Genomic DNA, 12,221 nt, shown 5'->3' with positions numbered 1-12,221 from the left:
ACCTTAGTTAAGGTCCACTCTTTCAACCATGAGTTGAATATACTTATTTCCATTGAAGTAGTTTAGAGCAAGCGTGAAGAAAACATCCATTTCAACACTTGGATCATTTTGGCGCTCAAAGATTTCATTTGGTGTAAGCGCTCCCCACTTAGACATATAGTTAAAACTAATCCCTTTCAGATTAATTTTCTGATTTGTCATCGAAGTAAAATTCCATCTTACGTGAACATCTTTTAAAAGATCAAAGCTCTTAAGTTTTGCACCTTTTAATTTAAAGATAGGCTTCGCATTACCCATTCCAAAAGGTTCAAGAGCATCAAGTCCTCTAAGAAGATTTGGATCAATTTCATCTGGTGTGATTTCAAGATCATAGAAATCTTGCACAGTTCTTTCAATTAATGGAATGGCCTGAAGCTTTTCATTCATTGAGGCCTTGAATGTCTCAAGGTTTTCAACTGGCATTGAAAGACCGGCCGCAGCCTTGTGGCCACCAAACTTTAAGAAAAGTTCACGGTGCTCATCTAGGAGTTTATAAATATCAAGCTCGCCTGCAGATCTAGCAGATGCCTTAATTACACCTTCGTCCTCAGCGTCACTAAATACGATGGCCGGAACTTTAAAAGTTTCAACAAGTTTTGAAGCGACAATACCAATTACACCCTCATGAAAGTGTGGAGCATAGACAATAGCAATATCTAACTCACCATCTCTTTTAAGTTCATCAATGACTTGTTCTTTGGCCTCTTCAAAAACTTCTCTTTGAATGGCCTTGCGTTCAGTATTACAGTTAACAAGCTGGTGGTAGTATTCACGAGCTTCGTTATAATCTTTAGAGATGAGAAGTTTTAGTGCCACCTCAGGGTGGTCAAGTCGACCTTTTGAGTTAATTAGTGGCCCAACATTAAAAGATAATTTCTCACTTGGAATAATATCTTTTCCACGATCTGTAGGGTCAAAGAAGGCCTTAATCCCTTCATATTGGGTATTCTTAATCAGTCTCATTCCATGACGAACGAGTTTTAAGTTCATAGGACTAAGTGGTGCAAGGTCACAAATTGTACCAATGGCGACATATTGAAGGAGATCGTAAACAGATGGAATCTCTTGTCCACGCGCTAATAATTTCTTTCTAATTTCCACACAAATAGCAAAGGCAACTCCAACACCTGCAAGAGGTTTCATTTCAGAGTCAACAGGCTCATCGCGACGAGAAGGGTTAACTACGGCAACCGCTTCTGGCATCGTCTCACGTCCATCCTTATGGTGGTCTGTGATAATAAGCTTTAGGCCTTTCTCTTTTGCATAAGCTGCAGCTTCAACATTTGAAATACCACAGTCAACTGTAATCATTAGATCAATGCCTTCTTCAATAGCACGATCAATTGAACAATTGTGAAGGCCATATCCTTCGACAAAGCGAGAAGGTTGAATAAGATCAACTTCTAAATTTAGCTTTTGAAAGAATTGGTAGAAGAGAGCACAAGACGTCGTTCCATCTACATCGTAGTCTCCATAGATAGCGATCTTTTCATTATTATCGATGGCCTTGATGATTTCATCTGCGGCAATATCAATATCGATGAGCTCACCAAAATTTGGCAATGCTTTTAGATCCCAAGAAAGAAACTCTTGGATTTCTTCAACGCCCATTCCTCTTTTGTGAAAGAGTCTTTGAACGACTGGATGTAAATTAAAATTCTGAGTTGCGTGTGTTGTGTTCTCCATTAGAGAACGATATCACGTTGGAACTTGATCGAGAATTAATAAAGTCTTACCAAAGTACGGTAATACCCTTAATAATATCTTCTTCGTGCAGCTCGTTAACATCTGAAAACAGTAGCTTAAAGTCAGAAGAGTTCTTTGCGTGGACCTTATCAAAGTATTTTGTTGGTAAGAATGATTTCTTGCAGCTTTGGCATTTTTGAACTTCTGTTGCCGTATCGTGCACGTGGCCACAAACATGACACTTTTTAATAATTCTTTTTTTAGCAACTTCCATATTAATTTCTTTCATCATTCTAACCTTAATTCCTTTAGATGTAGTACATACCTCTTCGAAAGATAGGTGAATAAGTTTAGAGAAATCGGCAATAATTACCGAAAAAAAGTAAAGGCCGAGTATGTAACTCGGCCTTTGTCATCAAATAAAAGGGGGGAGGGGTATTAAAAAAGCTTTATATTAGCGCTATTAGTAGCGTCTAAAGCAGTCGTGTAATTATTAAGAATTGGGTTACTGTTTGCAGTATTGATTCCCATATTAAAGTTCTGATTTGGAATATCGCTACTCCAATTATAACCATGTCGAGAGTAATCAAAATTTTGTACCTGAATTGATTGCTCTGGAGTGTAGTAGTTACCCCAAGGCATTGATTCACTTACTCTCAGCATTGGTGCATTCGCTCCGTAGTAATCATTGTAACTATAGTTCCAATTATTGAGACGATTCATATCTTGCATCATATAAGATTGCTCTCTAAAATCGCGCACCATATTTGAGAAGCTCTCTTGTCTCTGGTTAAGAGCATCGTATGTACCAAAGTATGAATTCACCTGTGGTTGCGTAAACTGAGAAGTAAGCATGCTAACAAATTGTTGCATGGCCATGGCCTCTTGCTGTTGTTGGCGTTGGTACTCAGCTTGCTCCTTCATTTCTCTGATATATTCAACTAGGGCCAGCTCAGCTTCTGATAGTTCGTCGTCTTCTTTTTTATCTTCTTTCTTATCTTTCTTCTTTGCTTTTAGCTTATCTTTATCAATTTCTTTGCTATCTGCTTCAGCGATAACTTCCTTTTCTTCTAAATCAGCTGAATCATTCTTGTAGTCTTCAAGTTCTGCCGTAATCTTTGCTAGTTCTTCTTGAAGCTTTTTAATTTCATCAGTATCGACTTTTGATTTTGCATTCTCCAGTTCACAAACTAAGATCGCATTCTCTTTCTTTAATTCTTCATTCTCTAATTCTAGTGTTGAGAGTTTCTCACTAATCTCTTGAAGCTTTTCTCTTGTTTCATCAAATTTAGAAATTGCCTCTTTTGCCGTATCAAGTTCGGCCGTTCTTTGCTCGATTAATTCTTCGAGTGCCTTAATTTTTTCTTGGCGAATATTATCATCAACTGGATCAGATGATTGTACGTTTGCTAATTTTGATTTTAGGCTAGAGATCTCTTCACTGCTTTTTGCAAGCTCTTGTGATAGAGTGTCAGATTTACCTTGTAGGTCCTCATATCTTTTTGATAAGTCTTTGAAGTCTTTAACAAGCTTTTCATCGACGTCTTTAATTTCAATTTTAACAATATTTTCAACCTTGCCAAATAGCTTAGCAGTATCAAACCAAAGATCAAAAATACCTTTTTGGTGGACTTGATAAGATGTTACAGAGACTTGCTTTTCTCCAGCTATCTCGCGGTAATGGCCATTTTGATATGAGCTATCAGTGATAGACATTTCATTTTGCACGTAAGTGCTCGATAGAAATAATGCACTCATAATAAATAGCTTTTTGTAACAAGCTTTCATAAATTCCTCCCAAGAATTTGATTCAATTTATTAGATGCAACTGCTATGCCAAGAAAAAGGCCAAAAACCATGCAAAAATGCCATGGATACTGTTCATATTTTAGACACTGGCCAAAACCAATGCGCTTTTGCTTTAATATCTTTATGAAAAATCCAATCTATCAAAAGACTTATCAGGTCAGTATCAATAATGTGAATATCAACAAGCGTCTTGGACTCTTTGGAATGCTCGGTTATCTGCAAGATATTGCAACAGTTCATGCCGAAGAGATGGGCTTTGGTTTAGAAGATATGATTCGAGATCAATCATTTTGGGTTCTAGTTAGACAAAAGCTTCGCATGGACAGATTTCCTCATTGGAATGAGGTTATTGAGATTAAGACGTGGTCTCGAGCACCTGAGGGGATGTATGCCTTTCGCGAATTTGAGATCTTCCTTAATGGTGAGAAGATTGGGGACTGTTCAACGGTATGGATGATTCTAGATGGTTTGACAAGAAAGGTGAAAAAACCTGACTTTCCAATGGATAAAATAAATCCTCGCACTGATTATCATTTAGATTATATTGCTCATAAAGTTGAGGTAAGGGATAACTTTGAAAAAGTTAATACCATTACAGTACGAAATAGTGATCTTGATTTAAATATGCATGTGAATAATACGAAGTATTCACAGTGGATTCTTGATTCGATTCCAATCGAACTTCATAAAACGGCAAAGCTTAATGAATTTGAAATTAACTTCATGGCCGAAACTCATCTAGGGGATGAGATCGATATCTATCGAGCTCGAAATGATGCAGGGGAGTTAAATCACGATATCGTCTATAAAGGAGTTAGACACTCTGATGGTAAGACTTGTTTCTTGGCAAAGCTCTTAGCTGATTAGATTAGCGTAGGTAGAACTCAAAGCTACAGGCACCTTTTCCTGAGTAACAGACTTCAGTTCCATAAGCTGGGACGACACCTTCGTTACCGGAATTAATCGCTATATTAAAGGCATCAGCACTATTGTAATTATCGTTAGCATTTTGCCCTGAACATCCTGCCGTTCGACTTGTATGGCGTAGATTCCCTACACAGTCGGTATAGTCGTAATCCCAAGTTCCATTGCCGTTTTCAATTATTGGAGCACCAGCATTGTAAGAAGGAGAGATAAACATGGCATCTGTTGTTCCATTGGCACGTGAGAAGTATTCAGGATTAATTGAAGCTCTAGTTGCAGGAAGAGTTCTTTCAGTTATAAGGTTATCAGCAATAGTACTTACCATGATTGAATTATCGAGATCAGTAACTCCACTTGAGCGTGCTACTAATGTCCAGCCTCCACCATCTGTTGTCATATCACAATAGACGCTTCGTAGAGCATTTTGACCAGGATAGAAGTTAATAGTGTAATTACCTGAAGGAGCATTTGGATTTTCTTCAAGGATTTGCTTACAAGAAGATTTATAATTTCCGTATGAGTTTGATTCACGAATCATAAACCAAGCGTTCCCTGCACCAATTGCTGTCGCTGGATCTGTTGCCCATTGTTTGGCCGTTCCATTCCAGTAGGCACCGTTAAAATAGCCACCTTCAGTTCCTTCACCACCACCATTTATTTTTCCATTCCAACAATTTGCATACCAAAACGGAGTATCAGTGTAGAAGGTAGCACAAACTCCTGTGTGATTATCATTGTCTTGATCTGAAGTCGACCACATCATCCCATCATGACTTGTAGCAATTGCAGCATTCACTGTTCCTATTAATTGAGTGTAGGATTCGATATTTAATCGGTAACTATCAGCTGGATCAAAATTTTTTACTGTCATCATGGCCTGTTGTGAAATCGGTTGTTCGTAATCAGGTGACCAAGAGTAGAGGAGTTGAAAGTCATTATTTCCAGAGATCGAATCCCAGTGTTTTAGACCTACGAAGTAATTGAAATATTCTAAGTAATAATTTATTGTCTGTGCCTCTGGCATTCCTGGCCTAGAGATTGGTGAACATTTTCCCGTGAAGTCATTTGATGCTGATCGATCATATGAACAACGCGGAGTCGTATTAATTGAATCAGCATATGTAAGATTTGTCGTTGGCTTATTTGTTCCCTCTCGAGTATTTCCCCAAACAAGAGTCCATCCTCCACCGTGAGTTGTCATATCGCATATTGTTGGAAAAGGAGGAGTTGCGCCAAGTGGGCTATCTGGATCAATTATGTAAATACCCGTTCCACTTGAATAGCCACGATCAAGAATTTCTCGACATGACTTCATGGAAGGAAGTGAGCGTACCCAAACACGTGTCTCTTGATATTGTTTAAGAGTAAGCCCAAGGCCTGATTCAACTTCTGTACTATTATAAGCATTCGTACAATAGCTATTAGCGGTAGAAGTACAAGTAGAAAAATCACTTCGAACCATTGAGTCTCTAGGTGTACATCTCTTTCCGTAACCTCCACCAATGAAGATTCTGTCTGTAGTATTTGGATCCACATTTACACATGAATAAAAGACACGCCAGTTGTTTCCGTAACCATGGAAGAAATACTTCCCAACAAGTTCTACATCTTCTGTACCATCCATATCTGCAAATTTAACTTGAGGACTTGTCGCATCTGCCTGTGAAATTACTTGTTGAAAATAATCTGGAATAGTCTTATCGAGGTAAGCTGTCTCCCAAGTGTTATCTGTAATACTTAAACCAGTATTTACGCTTTCGATGCGCATTTGATTAAAAGCAATTGAATTTGATTTTGAGTAAACTTCTGCTGAAGTCTCTCCTCGTGCAGCGTGAGTTGGGTAGCCGTGCCATACTTTTGTCCAGCCACCACCTTCTGTCGTCATATCACAGTCAACTGTAACTGCCGTTCCTTCTGGATAAATCGTATAAGAACCGTTTCCACGTGACTTACCACTTAAGAGAATATCCATACAGTTCTTTGGTCGGTCGTATTTCTCTCTTAAAAAGTAGCGTGCCTTAACAGTTGCTTGTCCTGTGTTGAAACCTCCAACGCCACGAACACGGTTAAGGTCATCACTACCATTTGTATGATATATATAGTGTCGTGGTTGATCGTGTACGTCAGATGTTCCTGTTTGAGTATATGCAGGAAGACAGTCTCCCCAACCAAAGCCAACGCCGGCCCAATTCGTTTGCCTATCTAAATAGTAATTTGTTCCATTGCTATTTCTAAAACGAAATTGTGAGCCACCAGTTAACATGTCACAATCTCCTGGAGTAGTCCTACTTGGTCCTGCTTTAATATCAACAACAAGATTAAAGTCCTCTGGGTTAAAGAACTCAACTGTCGAGTAGTCAGTTGCTCCCCAGTTACCGATATCACGGGCCATCATTTGGGTTGCCGAGAAATTATAGAAATTATGCATACCAATTGTATTCATATCCGCATAATTTGTACTATTGATATTGATGCCAGCAAATTCGTTTTTCATCGTGTTGTATGACTTTTTTGTCGTCATTGTAGGATCTGCTGCGTTGGCATAGAAAAGAGTCCAGCCACCATTATCAATATCCATTTCACAGTAAACTTGAGTAGCTGTTACTTGATCAGGGTATACTGTATAGAGACCTGAGCCTTTGGACTCACCAAGCTCAACGAGATGTTGGCATGACATCGGTCTCATCCCTTCATCATGAAGATAGAGCTCTACTAATTGTGTCCCCACGTCATTATTATGATCTGAAGGAATTCCTGTTTTATAAACTTGATCTGAACCGATTGCAAAGTACCAATTTGAATGATTAACTGAGCCATCTAATAATGAAGCATCGCCATTTGAGTAACCAAAACTATTATTCCCAAGCTCTAGGCCACCCCATCTTTGACTATTCATTTCAATATCAATTCCTCGATAGCCACGTACAGGAGTGTCGTAAATTGGATTTGTAAATTGTGACCAAATATTTTTCTTACCTTCATTTGGGTAGTTAATCCAAAAAGTGAAGCGATTAAGATTTTCAAATTCATCAATATACTGAACGATAGAATAGAGGTCACCAGTCGGTGCTGCTTGATTATAGAGTAGAGCTGAATTCGTAGTAGGGAAGAATCCACCGGCGACATCATGTTTATAGATCCTCGTCCAGCCACCGCCATTATTATCCATATCACAGTAAACACTTAAGGCAGCAAGAGGTCCTGCGCCGTCTATATCAATTGTGTAAAGACCACTTGGATATGTTCCAGTTTTATTTAATGTCGAGCATGAAACCTGGCAGTCGCGAACGACAATATCAGATGGTGCATTGGCATAGAAATTCATCCACTCTGGATTTGTCTTTGTTGAAACAAAGTGTTCATTTGTTGTTGATGTATTCCATACTTTCTTACAAGTATTATGGGCCACAATTGTTTTAAGTTCATTGGTTGCTAGTTTAAAACCAGTATCAACAGTATTGATCGCAAGAACAGCTTGCGAGAAGAGTAGAGTAAATAGAAAACCTATTTGAATTTTCATTTCTTATTTGCTTTTTGTAACTCTTTAATTGCTTTGCGCATCTCTTGCATATCTGCTTTAAGTTGCTCGTTTTCTTCTTTAAGTGAAGCAATCTCTCTTTTAACTTCTTCATCATTACTAAAGAGCTTATCAATTTTATTTGAAATTGATTTTACTGCTTCGACTAAAAGTGCCGTGATATTACCGTACTGAACAGATTTATATCCATCTTGTCCTGTCTTTACTAATTCTGGTTGAACTTTTTCAACTTCCTGAGCGATAAAACCTACAGTCTTTTCTTTTGGAAAATTTCTTTCTGGAAATTCATCTGTTTTCCAATCAAAAGTTACCCCACGTAGAGAGTTTACCTTGTGAAGTGGATCAATAATCGTTTCCACGTTTTCTTTAAATCTTTCATCTGAAGTATAAAGGTAAGCTGCTGCAAGAACGTTTCCAGCAACATGTAGTTTTTCTGTTGCAGCTGAGATACCGATACCAACATTACCATTATTACGACGAATACTAATTGAATTTACATCATTCAAGATATTTGAGTCTGCAGTTTCATGAACTCCAATATGAAGATAATCTGGGCCTGTTCCATCGTAGTGGATAAATCCACCTTGGAAGGTTCCATTCGCTTCAGTAAAGCGAATTCGTCCACCTTCAAATTGATTAATTGCATCTCCTGAAAGAGTTATATTTGGACCAGTAATTGCATCATCATTTCCTCTAATCGTGAGCTTAGAGGTTGGACTTGTATCTCCAATTCCGACATTTCCAGCAGGGGTAATTGTCATATGTGTATTTTTATAAGAGGCATCATCATTTCTTTGGCCAAGATATAGGAAGCCATCGTTATTATTGAAAGACCAGATCTTGTTATCGACTCCACCGGAACGATCTTCTAGGTAAATATAAGAATTAAGAGCTCCACTTACATGTAGTTGATTTTGTGGTGTAGTCGTTCCTATTCCTACGTTACCAGAGTTATAATAGATATTACTCCCTGTTGTTGTCCATTGAGATTGATTAACTCCACCAATTTGAGTCGTTACATAACTTTTCATCGCACTAACTGAAGGAGCTTGTACTGTTTGAGTTCCAGCTGTTGAGTTAACAACTGCTGCTGTTTGAGCACGCCCATTTGTAAAATATAAATTTGTCGCACCTTCCGCAAGGTCATCAGTGTCTGCTAATCCTGTAATTGCTGTGTAGTTGGCATTGATTTGAGCCTGAAGTTTACCGTAGGCACTTAATATAGAATCCGTAGGCGCTAGCACCGAATTTGCTCCAACGGTATATCCTGTAAGAGGTGTGCTCATCACATTTGATGCTGGTACACGTCCACTTCCATCAAGTCTTAAAAGCTCATTGGCACCATTTGAAGTATTAACAGCTATATTCACATCATCAGTGTTCGCCGTTAGCGTTAGGTCACTAGAAGCTGTTAGGCCTTTGAATACTAAGTCAGTTCCAGTCTTTGTCTTATAAAGAGAAGTCCCAGCTGCACTTGAGGCCGTGTTTTGTTCTCCACTAGCTGCTACAACTGTTGATAAACAGCCTGTACCATCAATACAGATATCATTGCCTGTTGTGACATTCATCCCACCATCAACTGTAAGCTTCTGTGTTGGTGCGATATTTCCAATGGCAACATTTCCACCAGAAGACTGTAGATAAACATCAACATCACCAGCATTAGGTCCTGAGGCAAATGTCCTAAGATATGTATGAGTATCACCACCTTCATAGATTAGGCGAAAATTCATATCTTGAAAGTCAGGTTCACCATTATCTTCAATTAAATCAAAGAAAGATGCGGTATCACCAACAGTCAGAGAAAAGGCTTCTACTGTAGCACCCGCTCTTGAAATATAGAATGGTTGAGTACCAGATGCTGTTGCAAAGTTTGCACCACCATTTACGGTAAGCTTGTGGCCTGGAGATGCAACACCAATCCCAACATTACCTGCACCATCAATTCGCATTCTTTCTTTATTAAGATCTGCAATTAATGACCCACTCGTTCTAAAGACAAGGGCCGCTTGTCCGTAATTTGCATTCGCACCATCAGTTTCTTGGATTGAAGCAATGGAAGCGTTGGCAACTTTTGAAGATCCCGAGTAGTTAGATGTAAAAAGAATATTAGTTTCAGCGCCAATTGCTGGATCAGTCGAGTTTAAACGTAGCATCGCAGGAAAATCTCTTCCTGCTGCAAGGCTTACGGTTTTATCCACACCATTAATATCAAGAAGCGAATAAGGTGTTGTTACACCAATTCCAATATTTCCTGTCGGATAGTGAATATCACTTCCTGCTGTCGTCCACTGAGTTGCACGATTATCAACATATGACTTAATAGCAGCAACTGAAGGCGCTTGGTCTGTTTCACTTCCTACTGTCGAATTCACAACTGCTGCTGTTTTTACTCTAGCGTCAGTATAATAGAGGTTTGTTGAACCTTCTGGAATATCATCAGTGTCATAAGCAGAAATTGCTGCAAGATTTGAGGCATGAGAATTAAGTTGACCTTGAACTTTTTGAAATGCTTGAAGGACAGTATCTGTCGCAAGTACACTTGAAGCTGCACCTGTTGTAAACCCTGTTAAGGCAACATCAATGGCAGGATTATAATTAATAATTGAATCTGCTAATTTATCTCCTGCTCCAACTTGAGCAATTTTACCATTAGTTGTTCCAATATCTACTGCAAGAGTTCCAGATGACGTGATCGTTCCACCTGTTAGTCCTGTTCCACCTGTAATAGAAGTAACTGTTCCAGCATTACCTGTTGGCCATGCGGCACGACAGTCTGCAGCGATACAAAGCTCAGTTGCTTTTACCTTTCCTGCAACGTCGAGTTTTTCAGTAGGTGTGTCGATTCCAATACCAACATTTCCTGATTCAGTTATTCTCATGGCCTCAGAGTTTAGTGGCTTGAAAATAATATGTGCTTCATCAGCATCATTGGCCATTGTTCTAATCTTTAGCCCTTGATAGTCATACATCATTTGAAAGTAATCAGTTGTACTATCCCATGAACGATCCATTCTAAAAGAGCTCGCCCATGTATCATCAACCTCTTTAATGTGAAGTTGCGATGTTGGTGCGTTGATATTAATACCAACTTTTCCTGTCGAATAATAAATGTCGCTACCACTTGTTGTCCACTGAGATGACGTGATAGCACCAGTTTGGGCCGTTACATAATTTTTTACTGAATCAACAGAAGGAGCAGTATCCGTTTGTGTTCCTGCCATCGAGTTAACAACTTTTGCATCGGCCATGGATTGTGCCGTCGTATCGACGTAGCCTTTTACTGCAAGTTCACTTGGAACTTGTGTTGCTGAATCTAAAGTTCCTGAGTTATCAAGATCACTTGCTGGAATTTGCGCGACATTGGCAACATTACCAAGTCCTACGTAAGTTTTATCAATTGTTGGTGCATTGATTTTTGACCAACTGATAGCTGCCGATGCATTAATATCTGCATCCATAATCGAGCCATCTTGGATTCCACTTGAATCAATTTCTGGACTTGAACCGCTGGTTACACGTCCGAAGTTATCAACTGTTACCGATGTGTATGTTCCGGCAGACCCAATGTTTGCTTGACCAATAACTCCCGTATTATCAACAAGAGTCGAATCAACGCTAACTGCTGCCGTTTGATCCACACATTCAAATTCATTTGATGCATTTACAGAAACGACCTGTCCAGTCGAACAAGCGCCAGTAAAATCAACGCTATCAGGAGTGATCGCATCATTTGCAATCGTCTCGGCAAGGGCTGCGTGATTTGCATAAATAGCAATTGGATTTGCAAGAATATTTTGGTAATCAAAAACGATTGAGTTCGTCGTATCTGTCACACGAATAACTAAGGTCTCTCCTACAGGAATAGTATTAATAACTGTTGCAATACCGGCAAAATCTAATTCAACGGTATAAATTCCATTAGAGAGTGGAACGTTATTAATCGTTTGGGTTGCAACAACTGTAGAAAGATCATTTGAATAGAAGAGGTCAAATTGAAGATTAGGAGTTCCTGTAATAGGAGTTCCATTACTTTGCACAAGACGTCCCGAGTAACCGAGCTTACTTGTCGAAGCGTGCAGGTTTAAGGATAAGAAGCTTAAACTAAACGCTAAAATGAATGTAAAGATTCTACTAACGTACAACAAAGTTCCCCTGTGTTTACAGTGGCATATCGTCATATTATTACGAAACATTAAAGAAATGAAATTTAGGTAGTTAAGTG

Annotated in this window: 6 protein-coding genes; 1 reads left to right on the top strand and 5 read right to left on the bottom strand. The window is 38.9% G+C overall.

From position 1 onward, the window contains the following. Positions 1-3 precede the first annotated feature (3 nt). The 3 genes from recJ to ABMA72_RS06815 form a co-directional block, all read right to left on the bottom strand. Entirely contained in the window at positions 4-1,725 is a 1,722-nt protein-coding gene (gene recJ, locus ABMA72_RS06825) for a single-stranded-DNA-specific exonuclease RecJ (RefSeq protein ID WP_392857336.1), read from the bottom strand. Positions 1,726-1,771: 46 nt separating this feature from the next. Beyond that, complete coding sequence (locus ABMA72_RS06820) at positions 1,772-2,017, bottom strand: hypothetical protein (RefSeq protein ID WP_021265840.1); 246 nt, start codon at positions 2,015-2,017, stop codon at positions 1,772-1,774. A gap of 146 nt (positions 2,018-2,163) precedes the next feature. Next, positions 2,164-3,513, bottom strand: a complete 1,350-nt coding sequence (locus tag ABMA72_RS06815) for a hypothetical protein (protein WP_392857333.1) — start codon at positions 3,511-3,513, stop codon at positions 2,164-2,166. Between the two features lie 144 nt (positions 3,514-3,657). On the opposite strand from ABMA72_RS06815, the gene ABMA72_RS06810 reads away from it, so the two are divergent. After that, a complete protein-coding gene (locus ABMA72_RS06810) occupies positions 3,658-4,401 on the top strand; it encodes an acyl-[acyl-carrier-protein] thioesterase (RefSeq protein WP_393056619.1) in 744 nt (247 codons plus the stop codon). 1 nt (position 4,402) lies between these two features. Here the strand turns inward: ABMA72_RS06810 and ABMA72_RS06805 are convergent, their stop codons facing one another. Both ABMA72_RS06805 and ABMA72_RS06800 read right to left on the bottom strand, forming a co-directional pair. Next, positions 4,403-7,978, bottom strand: a complete 3,576-nt coding sequence (locus tag ABMA72_RS06805) for a fibrinogen-like YCDxxxxGGGW domain-containing protein (RefSeq protein WP_393056617.1) — start codon at positions 7,976-7,978, stop codon at positions 4,403-4,405. Then, entirely contained in the window at positions 7,975-12,141 is a 4,167-nt protein-coding gene (locus ABMA72_RS06800; RefSeq protein WP_393056615.1) for a tail fiber domain-containing protein, read from the bottom strand. The genes ABMA72_RS06805 and ABMA72_RS06800 overlap by 4 nt, the downstream gene beginning before the upstream one ends. Positions 12,142-12,221: the final 80 nt, after the last annotated feature.

Source organism: Halobacteriovorax sp. CON-3 (assembly GCF_043196995.1).
GTDB lineage: Bacteria > Bdellovibrionota > Bacteriovoracia > Bacteriovoracales > Bacteriovoracaceae > Halobacteriovorax_A.
The sequence above is the reverse complement of the archived record's forward strand: the minus strand, read 5'-3'. Positions and strand labels throughout refer to the sequence as shown.